At 42.9% G+C, this 20920-nt stretch carries 33 protein-coding genes; 30 read left to right on the plus strand and 3 right to left on the minus strand.

What is annotated here, in order from left to right; translation table 11 throughout:
- Position 1 precedes the first annotated feature (1 nt).
- From rplW to D1614_RS19795, 28 genes are all read left to right on the plus strand, one after another.
- Positions 2-292 (plus strand): 50S ribosomal protein L23, encoded by a 291-nt coding sequence (rplW, locus tag D1614_RS19660; RefSeq protein WP_119439692.1) that lies wholly within the window; start codon positions 2-4, stop codon positions 290-292.
- A 6-nt stretch (positions 293-298) separates the two neighbouring features.
- The gene (gene rplB / locus D1614_RS19665; protein WP_119439693.1) at positions 299-1123 is read left to right on the plus strand and encodes a 50S ribosomal protein L2; all 825 of its coding nucleotides are present in this window, start codon (positions 299-301) and stop codon (positions 1121-1123) included.
- A 15-nt stretch (positions 1124-1138) separates the two neighbouring features.
- The gene (gene rpsS / locus D1614_RS19670; protein WP_119439694.1) at positions 1139-1408 is read left to right on the plus strand and encodes a 30S ribosomal protein S19; all 270 of its coding nucleotides are present in this window, start codon (positions 1139-1141) and stop codon (positions 1406-1408) included.
- Between the two features lie 28 nt (positions 1409-1436).
- The gene (gene rplV, locus D1614_RS19675; protein ID WP_119439695.1) at positions 1437-1856 is read left to right on the plus strand and encodes a 50S ribosomal protein L22; all 420 of its coding nucleotides are present in this window, start codon (positions 1437-1439) and stop codon (positions 1854-1856) included.
- Between the two features lie 5 nt (positions 1857-1861).
- Complete coding sequence (gene rpsC, locus D1614_RS19680) at positions 1862-2587, plus strand: 30S ribosomal protein S3 (protein WP_119439696.1); 726 nt, start codon at positions 1862-1864, stop codon at positions 2585-2587.
- 28 nt (positions 2588-2615) lie between these two features.
- Positions 2616-3038: a 50S ribosomal protein L16 gene (rplP, locus tag D1614_RS19685; RefSeq protein ID WP_119439697.1), complete on the plus strand. Its 423-nt coding sequence runs from the start codon at positions 2616-2618 to the stop codon at positions 3036-3038.
- A gap of 13 nt (positions 3039-3051) precedes the next feature.
- Entirely contained in the window at positions 3052-3255 is a 204-nt protein-coding gene (gene rpmC, locus D1614_RS19690) for a 50S ribosomal protein L29 (RefSeq protein ID WP_119439698.1), read from the plus strand.
- Positions 3256-3261: 6 nt separating this feature from the next.
- Complete coding sequence (gene rpsQ / locus D1614_RS19695) at positions 3262-3528, plus strand: 30S ribosomal protein S17 (protein ID WP_119439699.1); 267 nt, start codon at positions 3262-3264, stop codon at positions 3526-3528.
- Between the two features lie 2 nt (positions 3529-3530).
- Complete coding sequence (rplN, locus tag D1614_RS19700) at positions 3531-3896, plus strand: 50S ribosomal protein L14 (protein ID WP_119439700.1); 366 nt, start codon at positions 3531-3533, stop codon at positions 3894-3896.
- Positions 3897-3913: 17 nt separating this feature from the next.
- Positions 3914-4237 (plus strand): 50S ribosomal protein L24, encoded by a 324-nt coding sequence (gene rplX, locus D1614_RS19705; protein WP_119439701.1) that lies wholly within the window; start codon positions 3914-3916, stop codon positions 4235-4237.
- A complete protein-coding gene (gene rplE / locus D1614_RS19710) occupies positions 4237-4794 on the plus strand; it encodes a 50S ribosomal protein L5 (RefSeq protein ID WP_119439702.1) in 558 nt (185 codons plus the stop codon). The genes rplX and rplE overlap by 1 nt, the downstream gene beginning before the upstream one ends.
- A gap of 3 nt (positions 4795-4797) precedes the next feature.
- Positions 4798-5067 (plus strand): 30S ribosomal protein S14, encoded by a 270-nt coding sequence (gene rpsN, locus D1614_RS19715; protein ID WP_119439703.1) that lies wholly within the window; start codon positions 4798-4800, stop codon positions 5065-5067.
- A gap of 19 nt (positions 5068-5086) precedes the next feature.
- Positions 5087-5494 carry a 30S ribosomal protein S8 gene (rpsH, locus tag D1614_RS19720; protein ID WP_119439704.1) on the plus strand — a complete coding sequence of 136 codons (408 nt, stop codon included), beginning with the start codon at positions 5087-5089 and terminating at the stop codon, positions 5492-5494.
- 15 nt (positions 5495-5509) lie between these two features.
- Entirely contained in the window at positions 5510-6070 is a 561-nt protein-coding gene (gene rplF, locus D1614_RS19725; RefSeq protein ID WP_119439705.1) for a 50S ribosomal protein L6, read from the plus strand.
- Positions 6071-6091: 21 nt separating this feature from the next.
- Positions 6092-6448, plus strand: a complete 357-nt coding sequence (gene rplR / locus D1614_RS19730) for a 50S ribosomal protein L18 (protein ID WP_119439706.1) — start codon at positions 6092-6094, stop codon at positions 6446-6448.
- 6 nt (positions 6449-6454) lie between these two features.
- Complete coding sequence (rpsE, locus tag D1614_RS19735) at positions 6455-6970, plus strand: 30S ribosomal protein S5 (RefSeq protein ID WP_119439707.1); 516 nt, start codon at positions 6455-6457, stop codon at positions 6968-6970.
- Positions 6971-6976: 6 nt separating this feature from the next.
- Positions 6977-7159 carry a 50S ribosomal protein L30 gene (gene rpmD, locus D1614_RS19740; RefSeq protein ID WP_119439708.1) on the plus strand — a complete coding sequence of 61 codons (183 nt, stop codon included), beginning with the start codon at positions 6977-6979 and terminating at the stop codon, positions 7157-7159.
- 73 nt (positions 7160-7232) lie between these two features.
- The gene (gene rplO / locus D1614_RS19745) at positions 7233-7679 is read left to right on the plus strand and encodes a 50S ribosomal protein L15 (RefSeq protein ID WP_119439709.1); all 447 of its coding nucleotides are present in this window, start codon (positions 7233-7235) and stop codon (positions 7677-7679) included.
- Positions 7680-7685: 6 nt separating this feature from the next.
- The gene (gene secY / locus D1614_RS19750; RefSeq protein ID WP_119439710.1) at positions 7686-9014 is read left to right on the plus strand and encodes a preprotein translocase subunit SecY; all 1329 of its coding nucleotides are present in this window, start codon (positions 7686-7688) and stop codon (positions 9012-9014) included.
- Between the two features lie 57 nt (positions 9015-9071).
- Positions 9072-9293 (plus strand): translation initiation factor IF-1, encoded by a 222-nt coding sequence (gene infA, locus D1614_RS19755; protein WP_119439711.1) that lies wholly within the window; start codon positions 9072-9074, stop codon positions 9291-9293.
- A 105-nt stretch (positions 9294-9398) separates the two neighbouring features.
- On the plus strand, positions 9399-9515 hold the full coding sequence (gene rpmJ, locus D1614_RS19760) for a 50S ribosomal protein L36 (protein WP_119439712.1): 117 nt from the start codon (positions 9399-9401) through the stop codon (positions 9513-9515).
- Between the two features lie 24 nt (positions 9516-9539).
- Positions 9540-9917, plus strand: coding sequence for a 30S ribosomal protein S13 (gene rpsM / locus D1614_RS19765; protein ID WP_119439713.1), 378 nt, complete (start codon positions 9540-9542; stop codon positions 9915-9917).
- Between the two features lie 12 nt (positions 9918-9929).
- The gene (gene rpsK, locus D1614_RS19770) at positions 9930-10319 is read left to right on the plus strand and encodes a 30S ribosomal protein S11 (protein ID WP_119439714.1); all 390 of its coding nucleotides are present in this window, start codon (positions 9930-9932) and stop codon (positions 10317-10319) included.
- Positions 10320-10337: 18 nt separating this feature from the next.
- Positions 10338-10946 (plus strand): 30S ribosomal protein S4, encoded by a 609-nt coding sequence (gene rpsD / locus D1614_RS19775; RefSeq protein ID WP_119439715.1) that lies wholly within the window; start codon positions 10338-10340, stop codon positions 10944-10946.
- A 19-nt stretch (positions 10947-10965) separates the two neighbouring features.
- Positions 10966-11958 (plus strand): DNA-directed RNA polymerase subunit alpha, encoded by a 993-nt coding sequence (locus D1614_RS19780; protein WP_119439716.1) that lies wholly within the window; start codon positions 10966-10968, stop codon positions 11956-11958.
- A gap of 6 nt (positions 11959-11964) precedes the next feature.
- Positions 11965-12525 (plus strand): 50S ribosomal protein L17, encoded by a 561-nt coding sequence (gene rplQ, locus D1614_RS27850; RefSeq protein ID WP_119439717.1) that lies wholly within the window; start codon positions 11965-11967, stop codon positions 12523-12525.
- Between the two features lie 278 nt (positions 12526-12803).
- Positions 12804-13502 (plus strand): YiaD family glycine zipper/OmpA-like lipoprotein, encoded by a 699-nt coding sequence (locus D1614_RS19790; protein ID WP_241558139.1) that lies wholly within the window; start codon positions 12804-12806, stop codon positions 13500-13502.
- A gap of 253 nt (positions 13503-13755) precedes the next feature.
- Positions 13756-14739: a sugar phosphate isomerase/epimerase family protein gene (locus D1614_RS19795; protein WP_119439780.1), complete on the plus strand. Its 984-nt coding sequence runs from the start codon at positions 13756-13758 to the stop codon at positions 14737-14739.
- Between the two features lie 72 nt (positions 14740-14811).
- Here the strand turns inward: D1614_RS19795 and D1614_RS19800 are convergent, their stop codons facing one another.
- From D1614_RS19800 to D1614_RS19810, 3 genes are read right to left on the minus strand one after another with little or no spacing between them, the layout of a single operon-like run.
- The gene (locus tag D1614_RS19800; protein WP_119439719.1) at positions 14812-16083 is read right to left on the minus strand and encodes a replication-associated recombination protein A; all 1272 of its coding nucleotides are present in this window, start codon (positions 16081-16083) and stop codon (positions 14812-14814) included.
- A 55-nt stretch (positions 16084-16138) separates the two neighbouring features.
- Positions 16139-16708 (minus strand): pentapeptide repeat-containing protein, encoded by a 570-nt coding sequence (locus tag D1614_RS19805; protein WP_119439720.1) that lies wholly within the window; start codon positions 16706-16708, stop codon positions 16139-16141.
- A gap of 27 nt (positions 16709-16735) precedes the next feature.
- Positions 16736-18715 (minus strand): tetratricopeptide repeat protein, encoded by a 1980-nt coding sequence (locus D1614_RS19810; RefSeq protein ID WP_119439721.1) that lies wholly within the window; start codon positions 18713-18715, stop codon positions 16736-16738.
- Between the two features lie 165 nt (positions 18716-18880).
- Between D1614_RS19810 and D1614_RS19815 the strand changes: the two genes are divergently transcribed.
- A complete protein-coding gene (locus tag D1614_RS19815; RefSeq protein ID WP_119439722.1) occupies positions 18881-19450 on the plus strand; it encodes a DNA-3-methyladenine glycosylase I in 570 nt (189 codons plus the stop codon).
- Positions 19451-19649: 199 nt separating this feature from the next.
- Positions 19650-20858, plus strand: coding sequence for a C1 family peptidase (locus D1614_RS19820; protein WP_119439723.1), 1209 nt, complete (start codon positions 19650-19652; stop codon positions 20856-20858).
- The last annotated feature ends 62 nt before the right edge of the window (positions 20859-20920 follow it).

Genomic DNA, 20920 nt, shown 5'->3' on the forward strand with positions numbered 1-20920 from the left:
GATGGATATTTTAGTAAAACCATTAGTTACAGAAAAAATGACCGACCAGTCGGAGCGTTTTAACCGTTACGGTTTTGTGGTAGATCGCAGAGCAAGTAAACCGCAAATTAAAAAGGCCGTTGAAAGCCTTTATAATGTGACGGTTGAAAATGTGAATACCATGGTTTATGGCGGCAAAGTGAAATCGAGATATACCAAAGGCGGTATCATCACCGGAAAAACATCTGCTTACAAAAAAGCAATTGTTACTTTGGTAGAAGGAGATAGTATTGACTTTTATAGTAATATCTAATATAAAATGGCAGTAAGAAAATTAAAACCAGTAACTCCGGGTCAAAGGCACAAAATTATTGGTGCTTTTGATACCATTACTGCATCTACGCCTGAGAAATCATTGTTGGAGCCCATCAAAAAGTCCGGTGGTCGTAACAACCAGGGACGAATGACAATGAGATATATAGGCGGGGGACATAAACGCAAATACCGTATTATCGACTTCAAACGCGATAAAGACGGTGTTGCAGCTGTTGTCGATTCCATTCAGTACGATCCAAACCGTACTGCACGCATCGCACTTCTTCAGTACGAAGACGGTGAGAAGCGTTACATCGTTGCGCCTAACGGGTTGCAAGTTGGTCAAACGGTGAAAAGTGGAACCGGTGTAGAACCTGAAGTAGGCAATACACTTCCCCTGGCCGAAATACCTCTGGGTACTTTGGTACACAACATTGAGCTTTACCCTGGCCAGGGTGGCATCATGGCTCGTAGTGCAGGCACTTATGCACAATTGACCTCACGTGACGGTAAATATGCAATTTTGAAATTGCCGTCAGGCGAAACTCGTATGGTACTTACAACCTGCAGGGCTACAGTAGGTACAGTTGGAAATACTGAACACAACATTGAGAAATCGGGTAAAGCCGGTCGCTCTCGTTGGTTGGGAAGAAGACCACGCGTACGTGGTGTTGTTATGAACCCGGTTGATCACCCAATGGGTGGTGGTGAAGGCCGGTCTTCAGGAGGACATCCAAGATCGCGTAAAGGTATGCTTGCTAAAGGGTACAAAACCCGTTATAAGAAGAAAGCTTCCAACAAGTATATTGTAGAACGTAGGAAAAAATAGTAAAGAGGAATAATTATGAGTCGTTCATTAAAAAAAGGTCCTTTTATCGATTTCAAGCTTGAAAACAAGGTGTTGGCGATGAATGATACCAACAAAAAATCGGTAGTGAAAACATGGGCCAGGGCATCAGTAATTTCTCCTGACTTTGTAGGACATACTATTGCAGTACATAACGGAAACAAGTTTATCCCGGTTTACGTCACCGAAAACATGGTGGGACACCGTTTGGGTGAATTTGCTCCGACCCGCACTTTCAGGGGGCATGCTGGTAATAAGAAAAGATAAGGCATTTAAAATTTAAAAAGTAAGTACAATGGGTGCCAGAAAAAGACTAGCAGCTGAAAAAAGAAAAGAAGAAAAAAAGCAACAATATTTTGCTGTTTTAAAAAACTGCCCAACCTCTCCTCGTAAGATGAGACTGGTGGCCGATATGATTCGTGGCATGGAGGTAAACAAAGCGCTCGACGTTTTGAAATTCTCTTCGAAGGAAGCATCAGGCAGGGTAGAGAAACTTCTGCTTTCAGCCATTGCCAATTGGCAGGCTAAAAACGAAGGAGTTCGTTTAGAAGAAAGTGAACTTTATGTATCTCGAATCATGGTTGATTCAGGTCGTATTCTGAAGAGATTACGTCCGGCTCCCCAGGGCCGTGCTCACCGTATCAGAAAACGTTCCAACCATGTAACGATTTACGTAGATAGTAAAGAAAGTGTTGTTGAAGAAAATCTTAATTAATACAGATGGGACAAAAAGTAAATCCGATAGCAAATCGTTTGGGATTCATCAAAGGATGGGACTCAAATTGGTTCGGTGGTGACAATTATGGCGACAAGCTGGTGGAAGACCAGAAGATCAGGAAATACCTGAACGCTCGTTTAGCCAAAGCCAGCATCTCAAGAATCGTTATTGAACGTACCTTGAAGCTGATTACCATCACCGTTCATACTTCACGTCCGGGTATTATTATTGGTAAAGGCGGTCAGGAAGTTGACAAACTGAAAGAAGAGCTGAAAAAACTTACCAGTAAAGAGGTACAGATCAACATTTTCGAGATCAAACGTCCTGAACTCGATGCTAAGATCGTAGCAAGTAACATTGCACGTCAGATCGAAGGTAAGATTGCTTACCGCAGGGCAGTGAAAATGGCCATCGCATCCACCATGAGAATGGGAGCCGAAGGAATCAAAGTATTGGTTTCAGGTAGGTTGAATGGTGCAGAAATGGCGCGCTCTGAGATGTATAAAGACGGCCGTACACCGCTTCACACTTTGCGTGCCGATATCGACTACGCATTAGCAGAAGCCCTGACTAAAACCGGTTTAATCGGTGTGAAAGTCTGGATTTGTAAAGGCATGGTTTATGGAAATCGCGACCTTTCTCCAAACGTAGGACAGAAATCATCTGGACGTCCTGCACCTGGTGGACATAAAGGCGGCGGCGGTAACCGTAGAGGTAGAAGAAAATAGTGGTATAACACTCACAATCTGAAAAAGAATGTTACAGCCGAAAAAAGTAAAATTTAGAAGAGTACAGAAGGGCCGAATGAAAGGTAACGCTCAGCGCGGTACTGAATTGGCATTTGGTTCATTTGGAATAAAGACGTTGGAAGAGACCTGGATTACCGGTCGCCAGATCGAAGCGGCGAGGGTTGCGGTAACACGTCATATGCAACGTCGTGGTCAAATATGGATCAGAATTTTCCCCGATAAACCTATTACCAAAAAACCTGCGGAAGTACGTATGGGTAAAGGTAAAGGTGCTCCTGAGGCATTTGTTGCTCCGGTATCTCCGGGTCGCATAATCATCGAAGCAGAAGGCGTGCCATTCGCAATGGCAAAAGAAGCTTTGAGATTGGCAGCTCAGAAACTTCCGGTAAAAACAAAATTTGTGGTTAGACGTGATTATGTTGAAGAATAAAATTTGGTGAATCATGAAAATTACTGAAATCAAAGAATTGACGAGCAAAGAGATCGTCGAAAGGTTACAGTCCGAAAAGGAAACCTTGGTTCGCCTAAGACTTAACCACGCAGTTTCTCCGCTTGAGAACACTAATAAACTTAGAGAAAGCAAGCAGACAATTGCACGGTTGAATACTGTTCTTCGCGAAAGAGAATTAAACGAAAATCAGAATTAATCAACGATGGAAGAAAATAAATCAAGAAATCTCAGGAAAGAGAGAATCGGGATCGTTGTCAGTGATAAGATGGACAAATCGATTGTGGTGGCTGAAAAACGTAAAGTAAAGCACCCGATCTATGGTAAGTTCGTTAATAAAACGACCAAATTCCATGTCCATGATGAGAAAAATGATTGCCACGTAGGTGATGTTGTAAGGATTATGGAAACACGTCCTTTAAGCAAAACCAAATGCTGGCGAGTAGTTGAAGTAATTGAAAGAGCGAAGTAATCATGATACAACAAGAATCAAGATGTTCGGTAGCCGATAACAGTGGCGCAAAAGAAGTTCTTTGTATTCGTGTATTAGGCGGAACAAGGAAACGCTATGCTTCTGTAGGCGACACGGTAGTGGTTACTGTGAAAAGTGCATTGCCAAACGGCGGTATCAAAAAAGGTACTGTGTCGAAAGCAATTGTTGTACGTACTAAAAAGGAAATTCGTCGCCAGGATGGATCTTACATCCGTTTCGACGATAACGCAGTAGTACTGTTAAACAACGCCGGCGAGATGCGTGGAACACGTATTTTCGGGCCAATCGCACGTGAATTGCGCGAGAAGAATATGAAAATTGTTTCACTCGCACCTGAAGTACTGTAATTAGAAAAAAGCTCAAAATGCAGAAAAAGTTACACATAAAAAAAGGTGACACTGTGGTTGTGATTACTGGCAACGACAAAGGCCGTAAAGGTCGCGTGTTGGAAGTAATCCGTAAAACCGACAGAGCAATTGTAGAAGGTGTAAACATGATCAAGAAACATACCAAGCCTAACGCGAAATCGCCGCAGGGAGGTATTATTGAACAGGAAGCACCAGTGCACATTTCCAACCTTATGTTGGTTGATCCAAAATCAGGACAAGCAACGCGAGTGGGAAGGAAATTGAATGACGATGGTAAATTAGTTCGTATTTCGAAAAAATCAGGAGAGGAGATTAAGTAATGGCTTACGTACCAACTCTTAAAAAGAAATATCAGGAAGAAATTGTACCTGCCCTAAAGAAAGAGTTCGATTACTCTTCTGTAATGCAGGTTCCTAAATTGGAAAAAATAGTTCTCAACCAAGGTGTTGGAGCCGCAATCGCCGATAAAAAGCTGATTGATGTAGCTCAAACCGAAATGACAAAAATTGCCGGTCAAAAGGCCGTACTAACCTTGTCAAAGAAGGACATCTCCAATTTCAAATTGAGAAAGAAAATGCCTATTGGTGTTCGCGTAACTTTGCGCCGTAACCAAATGTATGAGTTCCTGGATCGCTTGATCGCTGTGGCACTGCCACGTATCCGCGACTTCAAAGGAATTGAAAGCAAAATGGACGGGCAAGGTAACTACACATTAGGTGTTCCGGAACAGATTATTTTCCCTGAGATCGTGCTTGACAAAGTAAGCAAGATCAACGGAATGAATATTACCTTTGTCACTTCTGCAAATACCGACGAAGAAGGATTTGCTTTGTTGAAAGAATTAGGTTTACCATTTAAAAACGTAAAAAAGAACTAAGCAATGGCTAAGGAATCAATGAAAGCACGCGAAGTTAAACGTGCAAAATTAGTTGAGAAATATGCCGAAAAACGTGCCAGGCTGAAAGAAGAAGGCGACTATGTTGGTTTGCAGAAACTTCCTAAAAATTCGTCTAAAATTCGTTTGCACAACCGTTGCAAACTAACCGGACGTCCGAAAGGATACATGCGCCAATTCGGTATCAGCAGGATTGATTTTAGGGAAATGGCCTCTAATGGTTTGATCCCCGGAGTTAAAAAGGCAAGTTGGTAATCGTTAAAAAACTTGAGAAATGAGTAAAGTAACAGATCCAATAGCAGATTATCTGACAAGGGTAAGAAATGCAATCATGGCTAAACACCGTGTGGTTGATATTCCTGCTTCAAACATGAAAAAGGAAATAACAAAATTGTTGAAAGACAAAGGTTATATCCTGAATTACAAATTCGAAGAAGAAGTGGGTTACCAGGGAAACATTAAGATTGCATTGAAATACAATCCGGAGACAAAAGTATCTGCAATTAAAGCGTTAGAACGCGTAAGTAAACCAGGTTTGCGTCAGTATTGTGATAGCACAAGTATTCCACGCGTACTAAATGGTTTAGGCATAGCAATTATCTCTACCTCAAAAGGTGTTATCACCGATAAAGAGGCTCGCGAGCTGAATGTAGGTGGAGAAGTTTTATGTTACGTATATTAAAAAGGAGGAACGGTCATGTCAAGAATAGGTAAATTACCCATTACAATTCCTGCCGGAGTAGAAGTTAAAGTGAGCGACGAGAACGTTGTGAGCGTTAAAGGACCTCTGGGAGAATTGTTTCAAAAAGTTGACCCGACTATTGAAGTTGCCGTCGAAGACGGACAAGTCAATGTGAAAAGGGGCAGCGATGCAAAACGTGAAAAGTCGATGCATGGACTATACCGCGCTCTGGTGAACAATATGGTAGAAGGTGTATCAAAAGGATACGAATTGAAACTCGAACTTGTTGGGGTTGGATATCGTGTTGAATTGATGCCCGATAACGTACTCGACCTTGTGTTGGGTTTCGCTCACCATACTTACATCCAGCTTCCTTCTGAAATAAAAGTTGAAGCATTATCTGATAAACGTAGCAACCCGACTATTACCCTGAAGTGTCACGATAAACAATTGATTGGTCAGGCTGCCGCAAAAATCAGATCGTTCCGTAAACCTGAACCATATAAAGGTAAAGGTATTAAGTTTGTTGGCGAAGTACTGAGACGTAAAGCTGGTAAAGCAGCCGGGAAAAAATAATATCTAAAAAGATTCATTATTATGGCATTAACAAAAGTTCAAAGGCGAGCAAGAATAAAAAGCCGCGTACGTACAGTTGTTTCCGGCACAGCAGAACGTCCAAGATTGAGTGTTTTCAGAAGTAACAAACAGATCTACGCTCAACTGATTGATGATGTACAAGGAACAACTTTATGCGCTGCTTCTTCATCCGACAAGGCAATTATTGCTGCTGCCGGAACAAAAACAGAAAAAGCAGCACTGGTAGGAAAAGCTGTAGCTGAGAAAGCGATCGCAGCTGGTATTACTGAAGTTGTGTTCGATAGAAATGGTTATTTATACCACGGAAGAGTTAAACAATTAGCTGATGCTGCCCGCGAAGGTGGCCTTAAATTCTAAGATATCATGGCGAAAGTAAGTAACAAAGTAAAAACGAGCGACCTGGAATTAAAAGACAGGTTGGTAGCCATTAATCGTGTAACCAAAGTAACAAAAGGTGGACGTACATTCAGTTTCTCTGCCATTGTTGTAGTGGGCGACGAAAAAGGAATCGTAGGATGGGGCCTTGGAAAAGCAAGCGAAGTAACAACTGCGATTTCGAAAGGTGTAGATGCAGCTAAAAAGAACCTCGTGAAAATTCCGGTAATTAACGGAACAATTCCTCACGAACAGACAGCCAAATTTGGTGGAGCCGACGTATTACTGAAGCCTGCCACATCGGGTACCGGAGTAAAAGCCGGTGGTGCGATGCGCGCAGTACTTGAGAGTGTTGGTATTCACGACATCCTGGCTAAGTCAAAAGGCTCTTCCAACCCACATAACCTGGTAAAAGCAACTATGGCTGCTTTGCTTGAAATGAGGGATGCATATACAGTAGCCCAACACAGAGGTGTTTCATTAGAAAAAGTTTTTAAAGGATAACACGTTATGGCTAAGCTAAAAATTACACAAGTAAAAAGCAGTATCGGTTCAACAAAACGCCAAAAGGCAACACTTGAGGCATTGGGATTAACCAAACTCAATAATCCGGTTGAACACGAAGCTACTCCTCAAATTGTTGGCATGGTTAACAAGTTGAGACATTTAATTAGTGTTGAAGAAGTTAAGTAATATTTCAAACATTGGAACAGGCCTTTGGGCCTTGTTCCAATTGTTGAAAGAAACATTTTAATCATAATATATTATGAATTTAAATAACTTACAACCTGCTGAAGGTGCGACTAAACAGTCGAAACGCATAGGTCGTGGACAAGGATCAGGACGTGGTGGAACATCTACTCGTGGTCATAAAGGTGCCAAGTCGCGTTCAGGTTATTCAAGGAAAATCGGTTTCGAAGGTGGTCAGATGCCTTTGCAACGTGTTGTTCCTAAATCGGGTTTTAAAAACATCAACCGCGTTGAATACAAAGCTATCAACCTGGATGTGGTGGAAAACGTGGCCGTAAAAAATAACCTAACCGAAATCGACAAACAGGCCTTAATCGAAGCAGGTATCGCGTCGAAAAACGACAAGATCAAAATTCTTGGTGGCGGAACTTTAACTAAAAAACTGAACGTTAAAGCTGACGCATTTTCGAAAAGCGCGAAAGAGGCAATAGAAAAATTAGAAGGAACCACTGAAATACTTTAAACCGTAATGAAACGATTCATCGAGACCCTAAAGAATATTTATAAAATTGAAGACTTAAGGTTCAGAATTGGAACAACGTTGTTTTTCCTGTTAATTTACAGGTTAGGCTCCTTTGTTTCGTTACCGGGGATCGATCCGGCACAGTTAGAAAACCTCGAAAATCAAACTGCCGATGGTTTGCTGGGCTTGATCAATATGTTCTCGGGAGGTGCCTTTGCTCAGGCTTCAGTTTTTGCTTTGGGTATTATGCCATATATTTCTGCCTCAATTGTTATCCAGTTAATGGGTATCGCCGTTCCCTATTTCCAGAGGTTGCAGAAAGAGGGAGAGTCAGGAAGGAGGAAAATCAATCAGATTACGCGCTATTTAACAGTGTTGATTCTGATTCCTCAGGCATCAGCGTATCTTACTAATCTACACATGCAGTTGCCCGACACAGCTTTCGCAATGAAAGGCATTTGGTTTAATGCTCCATCGATTGTGATTCTTACTGCGGGCTCGATGTTTGTACTTTGGTTAGGCGAACGCATTACCGATAAAGGAATTGGTAATGGTATTTCGCTGATCATTATGATTGGTATTATCGCTCGTTTGCCGATGGCCGTGGTCCAGGAATTTGGAGCACGTTTTGCCGCGGGCGGTTTAGTAATGTTCCTGGTAGAGTTTGTTATCCTGTTTATCGTGTTTATGGCATCCATTGCGCTGGTTCAGGGAACCCGCCGGATACCCGTACAATACGCCAAACGAATTGTTGGTAACAAACAATACGGAGGTGTACGTCAGTACATCCCATTAAAAGTAAATGCTGCAGGTGTTATGCCTATCATTTTTGCACAAGCGATTATGATGGTGCCTATCACCATTGTTGGTGTTGCTAATTCCGAAAGTTTGACAGGGGTTGCAAACGCATTGTCAAACTTTACAGGGTTTTGGTACAATTTTATTCAATTTTTATTAGTGGTAGCTTTTACGTATTTTTACACCGCTATTACTATTAACCCTACCCAAATGGCTGAGGATATGAAGAAAAACGGCGGGTTTATTCCGGGTGTTAAACCAGGAAAGAAAACCGTTGAATTTCTGGATACTGTGATGAGTAGGATAACGCTGCCCGGATCAATTTTCCTGGGGCTGATCACTATTCTTCCTGCTTTTGCCATGCTTATGGGAATTAGTCAGCAGTTCGCCTATTTTTACGGCGGTACTTCGTTGCTGATTCTGGTAGGTGTTGTATTAGATACTTTACAACAGATTGAAAGCCACCTGTTGATGCGCCATTACGACGGACTGATGAAATCAGGACGTATTAAAGGCCGCCCGGGAATGGGAATGTAAAAAGTAATGAGATTTAGAAAAGTAACTTTAACAAAAGAATTGTAATTCACGTTTTTTATGGCAAAACATCCTTCGATAGAACAAGATGGAATTATTGTAGAAGCATTGTCAAACGCGATGTTTCGCGTTGAACTTGAAAATGGCCACGTAATAACCGGCCACATTTCAGGAAAAATGAGGATGCATTATATTAAAATTTTGCCAGGTGATAAAGTGAAAGTCGAAATGTCTCCTTACGACCTGACAAAAGGAAGAATTACATTCAGATATAAAAATTAGAGTGTATATAGTTGAAACGAGTCGCTTCCGTCTCTGACGGAGCGGTGAGTTTTCCCGCCAGTAAAAGCGGGACATCGAATACAAAATTTTTTAATAACTAGTAAGATGAAAACTCGTGTTTCAGTAAAAAAACGTAGCGACGACTGCAAAATTATCCGCAGGAAAGGACGTTTGTATGTGATTAATAAAAAGAACCCTAAGTTTAAACAACGTCAAGGGTAACATTAATCTGTAAAAATTAAATTTATGGCACGTATTGTAGGTGTTGATATTCCAAATAATAAAAGAGGTGAGGTTGCTCTTACCTATATTTATGGTATTGGCCGTAGCAGGTCGAATCATATCCTGGCAGAAGCCGGTGTAGATAAAGACCTGAAAGTGCAGGACTGGGATGACGACCAGCTTGCCGCTATTCGTACAGTAATCGGCAATAGCTTTAAAGTAGAGGGCGAATTGCGTTCTGAGATCCAGATGAACATCAAACGTTTGATGGACATCGGTTGTTACCGTGGTATTCGTCACCGTATTGGTTTGCCGGTACGCGGACAGAGCACAAAAAACAACGCTCGTACTCGTAAAGGAAAGCGTAAGACTGTTGCGAACAAAAAAATGGCCACTAAATAAGGAATTTGAGTTATGGCAAAAAAAACAGGAACAAGTAGAAAGAGAACCGTGGTGGTTGAAGCCAATGGTATGGCTCACATCCACTCGTCTTTCAACAATATCATTGTTACGCTGACCAATATGAACGGGGAAGTAATTTCCTGGTCGTCAGCTGGTAAAAAAGGATTCCGTGGTTCTAAAAAGAACACTCCCTATGCAGCTCAGGTTGCTTCTGAAGAGTGTGCTAAAACTGCTTATGACCTTGGACTTCGTAAAGTTAAGGTATTCGTTAAAGGGCCTGGTAACGGGCGTGAATCGGCGATCCGTGCACTGGCTACAACAGGTATCCAGGTAACCGAGATTGTAGACGTTACACCGCTTCCTCACAATGGTTGCAGGCCTCCTAAAAGACGTAGAGTTTAATTTTAAAACGAAAAGGAAATGGCAAGATATACAGGACCAAAATCTAAAATCGCCCGTAAATTCGGCGAGCCGATCTTCGGACCGGATAAAGTTTTCGAGCACAAAAACTATCCTCCGGGAATGCATGGTTTAGCTTCGAAAAGAAGAAAAACTTCGGAATACGGGTTGCAGTTAAAAGAAAAGCAAAAAGCAAAATATACCTATGGTGTATTGGAAAGACAATTCCGCTCATTGTTCAAAAAAGCACAGGCTTCTAAAGGGGTAACCGGTGAAGTATTGTTGCAGTTACTTGAGTCAAGACTGGATAACGTTGTTTTCCGTATGGGGATTGCTAAAACAAGAGCTGCTGCTCGTCAGTTTGTGTCGCACAAGCACATTACTGTAAACGGAAACTTAGTAAATATTCCATCGTATCAGGTTAAACCGGGCGACGTTATTGGCGTTCGTGAAAAATCAAAATCGCTGGAAGCAATTACTGACTCATTGCATTCGCGTAGAAGTTCACAATACGAATGGTTGGAGTGGGATGGAGAAAAACTGGCCGGTAAATTTCTGAACCGTCCGGAACGCGAAGAAATTCCAGAAAACATCAAAGAACAGCTGATCGTAGAGTTGTATTCAAAATAATAAATTTACTAAAGTTATTATGGCAATATTAGCATTCCAGAAGCCTGACAAGGTGATAATGTTAGAGTCCGACGACAAAGTCGGTAAATTCGAGTTTCGTCCCTTAGAACCTGGGTACGGTATTACGGTAGGTAATGCACTGCGTCGAATCCTTTTATCGTCGTTGGAAGGCTATGCAATTACAACTGTTAAAATTGAAGGTGTTGACCATGAGTTTTCTACGATTAAAGGTGTTATTGAAGATGTAACTGAAATTATCCTTAATCTGAAACAAGTTCGTTTTAAAAACGAAGTGGAAGACTTTGACAGTGAAAAAGTTTCTATATCGGTTACCGGACAGGAACAATTGACTGCAGGCGACATCAACAAATTTATGACAGGTTTCCGTGTTCTGAACCCGGAGCTTGTAATTTGCAGAATGGAACCTGATGTAAAAATCCAGATGGAGATAACCATTAACAAAGGTCGTGGTTATGTTCCGGCGGTAGAAAACAAACCGGTAGAGGAGGAGTTTGGAGTGATCCCGATCGATTCAATCTTCACCCCAATTAAAAACGTGAAATACGCTGTTGAAAACTACCGTGTTGAACAAAAAACTGACTACGAAAAGCTGGTTTTAGACATCACTACCGACGGTTCTATCCACCCGAAAGATGCATTAAAAGAAGCAGCTAAAATTCTGATTTATCACTTCATGCTGTTCTCAGATGAAAAGATCACTCTTGACACTGATGAGAAATTTGCCAACGAAGAGTTTGATGAAGAAGTGCTGCATATGCGTCAGTTACTGAAAACTAAACTGGTTGACATGGATCTTTCAGTTCGTGCATTGAACTGTCTGAAAGCGGCCGATGTTGACACATTGGGCGACCTGGTTACTTACAACCGCAACGACCTGTTGAAATTCAGAAACTTCGGAAAGAAATCGTTAACGGAATTGGATGACCTCCTGGATAACATGGGTCTGAACTTTGGAATGGATATTTCCAAGTATAAACTTGATAAGGAGTAACAAGCAATGAGACATAATAAGAAATTTAATCATTTAGGCCGTAAATCAGCGCATCGTAAAGCGATGTTGGCAAACATGGCTAGTTCTCTTATCGAGCATAAGAGAATCACAACTACAGTGCAAAAAGCGAAAGCTTTGCGTATGTATGTTGAGCCACTGATTACCAAAGCAAAAGACGATACTACACATTCTCGCAGGGTTGTTTTCAGCTATCTTCAGAATAAAGAAGCTGTATCTGAATTATTCAGAGAAGTAGCGGCAAAAGTAGCCGACCGTCCGGGTGGGTATACTCGTATCCTGAAAACAGGAAACCGTTTAGGTGACAACGCTGAAATGTGTATCATGGAGTTGGTTGATTTCAACGAACTGATGATGGCAGGTAAAGAAGACGCAGGAAAAGGCAAAAAACGCCGTTCACGTCGTGGCGGAAGCAAAAAAGCTGAAACTACTGCACCTGTTGCTGAAGTGAAAGAAGCGCCAAAAGCAGAAGTGAAAGCGGAAGAAGCTGCTGAGGAACCAAAAACCGAAGAAAGCGCAGATTCAGCTGAAGAAAAGAAAGAAGAATAGAGATTTTCTTTTAAACGATAAGAAAGCCGGTTTGTCTATTTGACTGACCGGCTTTTCGTTGTTTAAAAATGAACAAAATACCCCTCTTTTTTATTATTTAACTCAAAGGATCAAATCAATAAAACCGGTTTAGCTTATCTTCATAGATTATATTACATACCTCAAAATTTGAATACATATGAAACGAGCATGTTTATTTAAAATATCAAAGGAAATAAGTAGGGTGCGAGTTACATATGATACCATTGAAAACAAACAATTTTAATCATATGAAAACAATGAATTATTTAGCGATTTTTATGTTATGTGGAGTGTTGATTTTCTCCGGATGTTCGGGATCAAAATGGGCAGAGAGAAGTAACACTACCAAAGGCGGTGTAATCGGCGGAACAGGTGGTGCGGCCTTAGGTGCTGCGATTGGTGCCATTGCCGGTAAAGGAAAAGGAGCAGCTATTGGAGCAGCGGTGGGTGGAGCCGTTGGAACCGGTGCAGGTGTGCTTATCGGGAAGAAAATGGACAAACAGCAGGCAGAGCTCGAAGCCATTGAAGGCGCACAAGTAGAAACTGTTACCGATGTAAATAACCTGCAAGCGATTAAAGTTACGTTTGACAGCGGAATCTTGTTTGCCACCGGTAAAAGCCTGTTAAACGACGCATCGAAACAGTCACTGACTAAGTTTGCTGCTTCTCTGCAGTCGAATCCTGCGACCGATGTTACTATTTACGGGCATACCGACAATACCGGTTCACGTGCGATCAATGAGAAATTATCCAACGAGCGTGCTGAGTCAGTGGCCAAATACCTTATCGATAAAGGTGTGAGTGGAGGACGTTTGACTACTGAAGGGAAAGCCTACGACGAACCGGTTGCTGACAATTCAACCGCTGAAGGAAGGGCTTTGAACCGTCGTGTAGAAGTTTACATTACGGCCAACGAGCAAATGATTCAGGAAGCTGAGCAAGGAACTTTAAAGTAATAGATACAGAACAGATAGAAGAAATCCCGGGTATTTGCCCGGGATTTTTTTGCTTTTCACAAGCGGATTACCACCTCTTTTCCCTTTTCGAAGCAGTCAGTTGCTGTAACACAAAAGCTCCGCTTGGAAGGGACTCAGATTCGATGTGTAGTAGAATATTCAAAATGAGTATTACAATCAGAAAGAGCTAAAGTGGCTAATCCAATTTATTCTGTTAAATTTAAATCAACTTACATCAAATAAACCGAATAGTATGACTCAAAAAAATCATTCACTTACACGAAGAAATTTCATTCGTACCACTGCTGCCGGAGCCACTGCTCTGGCATTTGCCCCTCTGGCCGCCTGTAGTCCAGCCGATTCAGGTTCGACCTTCGGAGGTGTGCACATAGGTGTTATCACCTACAGTTGGCGAAGCATGCCAAGCACTGCGCAGGATATTATCAACTATTGCAAACAAGGCAATATTACCTCGCTGGAGCTGATGGGGCCGGTGGCAGAGGAATTTGCCGGTTTGCCACCAGGTACACCACGTCCGCCAAGAGGCGCCGAGCTAACAGAAGAAGAAAAAAACGCCTACCACGAAGCCAGCCAGGTGGCTGCTCAAAAGCAAAAAGAGTGGCGCGTATCCTGCGATTTCAGCAAATACAAAGAGCTGAAGAAAATGTTCGACGAGGCGGGTATTCATATTCATACGGTAAAATTTGCACCGGCCAATTGGAGCGATGAAGAAACGGATTATGCATTTAAAGCTGCAACGGTTTTAGGGGCTGGTGCCGTTACCAATGAAATTGGCGACGAAGCTTGCAGAAGACTGGGTAAATTTGCTGAAAAACATGGTATGGTTGCTGCGTACCACAACCATTCTCAGCCGGGACAACCTGGTTTCAACTTTGAAGATTTCCTGGCGCATTCACCGGCCAATAAGCTGAACCTGGATGTGGGGCATTATTTCGGATCAACCGGACAGCATCCCAACGAGCTTATCGAAAAATTGCACGATCGTATTTACAGCATTCACATAAAAGATAAAACTGGCAAAAATGCTGATCCTGCGAATACCAATCGTCCTTGGGGAGAAGGAGATACCCCCTTGGCTGAAATACTGGGATTGATAAAGAAGAATAAATGGCCGATTTACGCCGATGTTGAACTGGAATACGATATTCCGGAGGGCTCCGATGCACAGACTGAGATTGTGAAGTGCGTGGAGTATTGTAAGAATATTTTGGCTTAAAAGCCGTCATTGGGAATTTGTCACTGGTCATTTGGAATTTGCTACTAATGACCAGTGACTAAAGGCAACTGATTAAAACCGCTTTCCCCACCACTTTTTCAAACGCTCCAGAATTTTAAGCTCCGATGCATTTGGTTGCGGATGGTAGAAGCGTTCTCGTTTTACTTCTTTGGGCAGAAAATCCTGTTCCACAAAATTGCCATCGTAGGCATGCGCATATTTGTAGTCTTTTCCGTAACCGATTTCTTTCATCAGTTTGGTAGGTGCATTCCGAATGTGCAGCGGCACCGGTAGATTCCCGGTTCTTCTGACCGTTGCAATAGCCGCATCAATGGCTTCGTAGGCCGAGTTGCTTTTGGGCGAAGTGGCCAGGTAGATCACGCATTCCGAAAGAATGATCCGTGCTTCGGGATTACCGATTTTGTGTACCGCATCAAAAGTGCTTTGTGCCAACAGTAAGGCATTCGGATTAGCCAGCCCCACATCCTCGGCCGAAAGTATCAGCAAACGACGGGCAATAAAATTTATATCCTCGCCCCCTTCAAGCATCCGGGCCAGCCAATATACCGCAGCATCCGGGTCGCCTCCCCTGATGCTCTTTATAAAGGCCGAAATAATATCGTAATGCATTTCACCCTGCTTGTCGTAAATCGCCAGGTTCTTTTGCAAACGGTCGGTTACTTTCTTGTCGGTGATCGTAATCTCGTTGCCTTCTTCCCCCATCACCACCAGTTCCAGAACATTTAGCAGTTTCCGGGCATCACCACCCGAGAAGCGAAGCATCGCCTGGTCTTCTTCCAGCGTGATCTTTTTATCTTTCAGAACACTGTCTTTTTTTATCGCCTGTGCGATAATATTCAGCAGCGCTTCTTTGTCGAGATGATTCAGAACATACACCTGGCAACGCGAGAGCAGGGGAGAGATCACCTCAAATGAGGGGTTTTCGGTGGTGGCTCCTACCAAAGTTATAGTGCCATCTTCTACGGCACCCAGCAGCGAATCTTGTTGCGACTTGCTAAAACGGTGAATCTCGTCGATAAAAAGAATGGGATTGGGACGGCTGAAGAATTGTTGTTTCTTGGCTTTTTCAATCACATCCCGAATGTCTTTCACCCCCGAGTTGATAGCACTCAGCGTAAAAAACGGGCGGTCGAGTGTATTGGCAATAATGCGTGCCAGTGTTGTTTTTCCAACCCCGGGAGGTCCCCACAAAATTAAGGAGGTGATGTTCCCGGATTCAATCATTTTTCGCAAAACCGCACCTTGCCCCACTAAATGCTCCTGCCCGATGTAATCGTCGAGCGTGCGTGGCCGAAGGCGTTCTGCAAGTGGTTGATTGCTCATTGTTCCGGAATTTTATACAGTCGGAAGACTTTGTTGAGGCACAAAAATAAGCAATTTATTCGACGATGATGTCGTACTTCTGTAAAAGCCCGATTACGTTTTGATGCGAGAAACGGGCGTTGTAGATTTCATTTTTCTCCGGATCTATAGAAAACTGATAAGCCGTCGATAAATCGGCACGTTCCAGGTTGGTATTATCGAAAATGGCCCCGATCAGGTCGCAATCAGCAAAAATGGCTTCCGTGAGATCTGTTTCCGAGAAATCGACTTCTTCGAGTTTGCAGCCTGTGAATTTTGTCTTTTTCAGTTTTTGCTTATAAAAGGTGGAAAAGCCGAGGTTACAGTTTTCGAATTTCATTGCCAGCAGGAAAGGGTTACACTCGTCGAATGCCAGTCCGATCAGCTTACAATTATTGAATTCTACGTTCTGAAAAGCCGTGTTCCGGATCACAGCCATCCCCAGGTCGCAGTTTTCAAAAGTGCAATCCATGAACATACTGCTCCCGAGATTGACTTCGGCTAAGTTACAATTGATAAAATGACAGTTTTCAAATTCAGCTCCCTGGGCTTCCATGTCACTGAAATTCTCATTTTTAAAGGTCTTTCCTTCGGTAAACTTTCCCATTTCTGTATTCCAGTTCTGTGTCTGCTGCTAATTACAGTAGCGCTTGATGATGTTGTAGGCTCCTTCGATTCCCAATTCTCCGGCACGGCTTAAATCGATTGCTCCGCCTTCCACATCGTCGAGGTATATTTTGGTCAAGCCCCGGTTAAAATAAGCCTCTGCAAATTTAGGCTCCAGGCGAATGGCCTGGTTCAGGTCTTCCACGGCACTTTTGTATTCGCCCAGCCGAAGTTTTATGTAGGCCCGGTTGTAGTAGCCAAAAAAGAATTTGGGATTCAGGAACAGCGTGATTTCGTAATCATCCAGTATCTGCCGGTAATCAAGCGAAACATCGTCGCCCGATGCTTTGTTGCCCGTTTTGTTCAGTGCAATGGAAACGTTTTCCTGTCCGTTGGTCACCAGTTCCATTTGCTCGTGCATTTGGTAACGGCTGTTGGCCCGGCAGAAATACGAAACAGCGAGCTTCTCATCCTCCTGGATGGCTTTGTCGAGGTCTTCGATCGCCGCAGAATACTTCCCGGTTAAACTGTAGAAAATTCCCCGGCTAAGGTGGTTGTGTGCATTGTCTTGTACCGCAATTTTCTCGTTAAAATAGAGAATGAAATTTTCGAAGATGGCTTTGTAGGCATCCACCGGTTTGTTGGTGATCGACAGAATTGGGTTGTAGTTGTTCTTAACGTTCAGGTCGTCAATCGCCACGTTGTAATACTGAAACCGGTTGTAATCCACCGCATTTTTCTCGAAGGCCGAGATAATAAACAGAGGTTGCAGGTCGATCACAATGTTTTTATCCTGAAGTTGGATGTCTTCTTCTTCCTGCACCTGCTTGCTTTCTTCGGGTATTTCGCGGGTTTCTTCCACAATCAGGTCCATGCGCGAATGACGGCGACGGCGCTCGGCATCTCTTTCTTCTTCTTCGCGGGCATCTTTTTGTTTTTGGGCAGCCGCATAATCCACCGCCTGGTTGTTTTGATTACTGGCTTGTGCTGTTTGATCAGTAGCAGACTGCTGCTGTTTCTGATCGTCTTTCTGATTGTTCTTTTGTGTATTCCCCTGTTGCTGGTTGCCCTTTTGCTGTTGTTGCTGAGCCAGTTGCTCTGCATTGATCTTGCGGTTGCTGAAATCGTACTGCGGATTCAACCGGGCGGCAATCTGGTAATCGGTTTCGTATCCGGGGCGACCCAAAATTTCTTTGGCCATGGCCCGGTTAAAGTAGGCACTCGCCATTTCTGGGTTTAGTTGAATGGCCATGTCATAATCCATAATCGCGCTGGTGTAATCTTCCAGTTTGTGCTTTACAATACCGCGGTTGTTAAAGGCCAGGGCGTTGGTTGCATCAAACTTGATGCTTTGGTCGTAATCGCGAAGCGCCGAAGCGTAATCATTCAGTTCAAAACGAGCCAGTCCCCGGTTTAAATACGCTGCTGCATAGTGTGGCCGGATAATAATGACCTGGTTTAGGTCTTTTATGGCACCCATTACATCGCCACTCACAATTTTGGCGTTGCTTCGGGCCATCAGGGCGTGTGTCGATTTTGGGTTGATCTCCAACGAGCGGTCATAGTCGGCAATGGCGCCTTTTATATCCCGCAAGGCCAGTTTGGCAATCCCGCGGTTGTTGTAGATGGCTTCGTCATCGGGATCAAATTCCAGCGCCCGGTTGTAATCTTCAATGGCTTTGTCGTAGCGATGCAGGTTGTGGTACGCCATTCCCCGGTTGTTGTACGCCATTGGGTAGTAGGGTTTAATTTCAATGGCTTTGTTGTAATCTTCAATGGCGCCCCGGTAGTCTTCCAGCGAATGCTTGGCAATTCCCCGGTACAAATATGCCTCTGCCAGGTAGGGTTTAAATTCAATTACAATGTTGAAATATTCAATGGCACCGGTATAGTTTCCAATTGAAATCCGGGTTCTGCCCACCCTGATAAAATGGTCGATATTGAGTTGTGCTTCAGCCATAAAAGTAAAGGCCGTCAGCATAAAAAATAGGATCGTAAGTTTTTTCATCTAATTAAAAATCTCCACCGTTTATGGTTTTGAATGTAACTCATCTTCTTTTGGAAAGATTTGTTTCATCGTCTGTTTTAACTGAACAAACAAAAATAACATTTTAGGAGCATGCCCTTCGTTTCGCTTAATTTTATTTAACTTATCGCTCTAAAATTGTGAAGAATGTGTAAGCGTTGTGATTGGAGTACCTCGAATGAATTAATGATTCGCTACCACGACGAGGAGTGGGGAGTGCCTTTGCACGATGACCGGAAACTGTTTGAGTTTTTTGTGCTGGAAGGATTTCAGGCCGGCTTAAGCTGGCAGATTGTGCTTAACAAACGGGAGAATTTCAGAAAGGCTTTTGATCATTTCGACCCAAAACTGGTGGCAAAGTACGATGAGAAGAAACTGGAAGAATTGGGCAACGATGCTTCCATTATTCGTAACAGACAAAAAATAGCCGCCTGTGTGAACAATGCACAGCGTTTTCTGGAGATACAACAAGAATTTGGAAGCTTCGATCATTACATCTGGGGATTTGTAGATCATAACCCGATTGTGAATGCTTTCGCAGCGCAAAAGGAGCTTCCGGCCAAGACCGAACTTTCGGATAAAATATCGGCCGACCTGAAAAAGAGAGGCTTTAAGTTTGTGGGCTCCACAGTGATTTATGCACACATGCAAGCCACCGGAATGGTGAATGATCATCTAATTGATTGCTTTCGTTACAAAGAGGTTCAAAAGCAATAATTTAGAAGGATTGTAATTTAGCGCTAAGAGGTTTTTAGTCACTTTCTTAAATCAAATATTTTATTATTTTTGGTGCCATTCAGTACATGAAGGGATAGTTAATTTTTATATGCAGCGCCTGAAGAACAATGGTTTATACAGCCTTGTTGTGTTTACAGTCGTTTCATATTCACCTAAAAGAATAAAATAGTTTAGTTTCATGAAATTGCGCTTTGTATTAACCACGCTACTGGCAGTATTTGTTTTAAGTGTATTTGCCGAGAACGATAAGGGGAAGAAGGAAGAGAATGTAGGGTATGTTTTTGACGAAGAGATAGCACTGCCTGTAACACCGGTAAAAGATCAGTACCGTACGGGTACCTGTTGGTCTTTCTCAGCCATTTCATTACTGGAGTCAGAAATGCTTCGACTGGGGAAACCAGTGGTTGATTTGTCTGAAATGTTTGTGGTTTGGCATACCTATTCTGAAAAAGCACAGAAATATGTTCGTTTGCACGGCGAAAATACCTTTTCGGCCGGCGGTGCTTTTCACGATGTTACCAACATGATCCGGGAATACGGAATTGTTCCGGAATCGGTTTACAACGGTTTGCAATACGGCGAGAAAAAGCACGTACATGGCGAGATGGACGAAGTGCTGAAACAAAATGTGGATGCAGTGGTGGCCAATAAAAACCGTACGCTGAGTACTGTATGGCACGAAGCTGTTGAAGGTACCCTGAATACCTACCTGGGAAAAGTGCCTGACAAATTTGAGTACGAAGGAAAACAATACACTCCGCAAAGTTTTGCCAGCGAATACGTTGGTCTCAACATGGACGATTATGTGGAGATTTCTTCTTATACGCATCATCCGTTTTATTCAAAATTTATTCTGGAAGTACCGGATAACTGGTCGTGGGATGAAGTATACAACGTACCGGTGAATGAACTGGAAGAGATTATTGATTATTCGCTGAAGAATGGAATCACCGTTGCTTGGGCCGCTGATGTAAGCGAAAAAGGATTTCTGACAAGCAACAAAGGTGTGGCAGTATTGCCTGCTGCTCCCGACGAAGATATGAGCGATGCAGAAATTGCCCGTTGGGAATCACTTCCTGAGCGCGAAAAGGAAAAGGAATTGTACCTTCTTAACAGCCCGGTGCCTGAATTAAAAGTATCGCAGGAAATGCGCCAGGCTGCTTTTGATAACTACCAGACAACCGATGATCATGGAATGCACATTGTTGGAATTGCCAAAGATCAGGAGGGCGAGACCTTTTACAAAGTGAAAAATTCGTGGGGAGATTACAACAAATACAACGGATATTTTTATGCCTCTAAACCTTATGTTACGTATAAAACTATGTGTATTATGGTACACAAGGATGGCATACCCCAAAGTATTAGAGAAAAACTTGAGCTTTAGTTCAACAGGGAGCAGCCCTTCAGAGTTTTCTGAAGGGTTTTTTTATCTTTGGAACTCAAATC

The organism is Maribellus luteus (genome assembly GCF_003576475.1).
GTDB lineage: Bacteria > Bacteroidota > Bacteroidia > Bacteroidales > Prolixibacteraceae > Draconibacterium > Draconibacterium luteum.

Excerpts from the sequence above, each read along its gene's own strand:
- rpsH (WP_119439704.1), top strand. The coding sequence starts at position 5,087 with ATGAGTAAAGTAACAGATCCAATAGCAGATTATCTGACAAGGGTAAGA.
- rplP (WP_119439697.1), top strand. The coding sequence starts at position 2,616 with ATGTTACAGCCGAAAAAAGTAAAATTTAGAAGAGTACAGAAGGGCCGA.
- rplQ (WP_119439717.1), top strand. The coding sequence starts at position 11,965 with ATGAGACATAATAAGAAATTTAATCATTTAGGCCGTAAATCAGCGCAT.
- rpmJ (WP_119439712.1), top strand. The coding sequence starts at position 9,399 with ATGAAAACTCGTGTTTCAGTAAAAAAACGTAGCGACGACTGCAAAATT.
- rplE (WP_119439702.1), top strand. The coding sequence starts at position 4,237 with ATGGCTTACGTACCAACTCTTAAAAAGAAATATCAGGAAGAAATTGTA.
- rplV (WP_119439695.1), top strand. The coding sequence starts at position 1,437 with ATGGGTGCCAGAAAAAGACTAGCAGCTGAAAAAAGAAAAGAAGAAAAA.
- rpsM (WP_119439713.1), top strand. The coding sequence starts at position 9,540 with ATGGCACGTATTGTAGGTGTTGATATTCCAAATAATAAAAGAGGTGAG.
- rplB (WP_119439693.1), top strand. The coding sequence starts at position 299 with ATGGCAGTAAGAAAATTAAAACCAGTAACTCCGGGTCAAAGGCACAAA.
- D1614_RS19815 (WP_119439722.1), top strand. The coding sequence starts at position 18,881 with ATGTGTAAGCGTTGTGATTGGAGTACCTCGAATGAATTAATGATTCGC.
- D1614_RS19790 (WP_241558139.1), top strand. The coding sequence starts at position 12,804 with ATGAATTATTTAGCGATTTTTATGTTATGTGGAGTGTTGATTTTCTCC.
- rplX (WP_119439701.1), top strand. The coding sequence starts at position 3,914 with ATGCAGAAAAAGTTACACATAAAAAAAGGTGACACTGTGGTTGTGATT.
- rpsD (WP_119439715.1), top strand. The coding sequence starts at position 10,338 with ATGGCAAGATATACAGGACCAAAATCTAAAATCGCCCGTAAATTCGGC.
- rpsC (WP_119439696.1), top strand. The coding sequence starts at position 1,862 with ATGGGACAAAAAGTAAATCCGATAGCAAATCGTTTGGGATTCATCAAA.
- rpsS (WP_119439694.1), top strand. The coding sequence starts at position 1,139 with ATGAGTCGTTCATTAAAAAAAGGTCCTTTTATCGATTTCAAGCTTGAA.
- rpsQ (WP_119439699.1), top strand. The coding sequence starts at position 3,262 with ATGGAAGAAAATAAATCAAGAAATCTCAGGAAAGAGAGAATCGGGATC.
- rplO (WP_119439709.1), top strand. The coding sequence starts at position 7,233 with ATGAATTTAAATAACTTACAACCTGCTGAAGGTGCGACTAAACAGTCG.
- rpsK (WP_119439714.1), top strand. The coding sequence starts at position 9,930 with ATGGCAAAAAAAACAGGAACAAGTAGAAAGAGAACCGTGGTGGTTGAA.
- rplR (WP_119439706.1), top strand. The coding sequence starts at position 6,092 with ATGGCATTAACAAAAGTTCAAAGGCGAGCAAGAATAAAAAGCCGCGTA.
- D1614_RS19795 (WP_119439780.1), top strand. The coding sequence starts at position 13,756 with ATGACTCAAAAAAATCATTCACTTACACGAAGAAATTTCATTCGTACC.
- rpmC (WP_119439698.1), top strand. The coding sequence starts at position 3,052 with ATGAAAATTACTGAAATCAAAGAATTGACGAGCAAAGAGATCGTCGAA.
- D1614_RS19810 (WP_119439721.1), bottom strand. The coding sequence starts at position 18,715 with ATGAAAAAACTTACGATCCTATTTTTTATGCTGACGGCCTTTACTTTT.
- rpsE (WP_119439707.1), top strand. The coding sequence starts at position 6,455 with ATGGCGAAAGTAAGTAACAAAGTAAAAACGAGCGACCTGGAATTAAAA.
- D1614_RS19805 (WP_119439720.1), bottom strand. The coding sequence starts at position 16,708 with ATGGGAAAGTTTACCGAAGGAAAGACCTTTAAAAATGAGAATTTCAGT.
- rpsN (WP_119439703.1), top strand. The coding sequence starts at position 4,798 with ATGGCTAAGGAATCAATGAAAGCACGCGAAGTTAAACGTGCAAAATTA.
- rplN (WP_119439700.1), top strand. The coding sequence starts at position 3,531 with ATGATACAACAAGAATCAAGATGTTCGGTAGCCGATAACAGTGGCGCA.
- rplW (WP_119439692.1), top strand. The coding sequence starts at position 2 with ATGGATATTTTAGTAAAACCATTAGTTACAGAAAAAATGACCGACCAG.
- rplF (WP_119439705.1), top strand. The coding sequence starts at position 5,510 with ATGTCAAGAATAGGTAAATTACCCATTACAATTCCTGCCGGAGTAGAA.
- D1614_RS19800 (WP_119439719.1), bottom strand. The coding sequence starts at position 16,083 with ATGAGCAATCAACCACTTGCAGAACGCCTTCGGCCACGCACGCTCGAC.
- infA (WP_119439711.1), top strand. The coding sequence starts at position 9,072 with ATGGCAAAACATCCTTCGATAGAACAAGATGGAATTATTGTAGAAGCA.
- rpmD (WP_119439708.1), top strand. The coding sequence starts at position 6,977 with ATGGCTAAGCTAAAAATTACACAAGTAAAAAGCAGTATCGGTTCAACA.
- D1614_RS19820 (WP_119439723.1), top strand. The coding sequence starts at position 19,650 with ATGAAATTGCGCTTTGTATTAACCACGCTACTGGCAGTATTTGTTTTA.
- secY (WP_119439710.1), top strand. The coding sequence starts at position 7,686 with ATGAAACGATTCATCGAGACCCTAAAGAATATTTATAAAATTGAAGAC.
- D1614_RS19780 (WP_119439716.1), top strand. The coding sequence starts at position 10,966 with ATGGCAATATTAGCATTCCAGAAGCCTGACAAGGTGATAATGTTAGAG.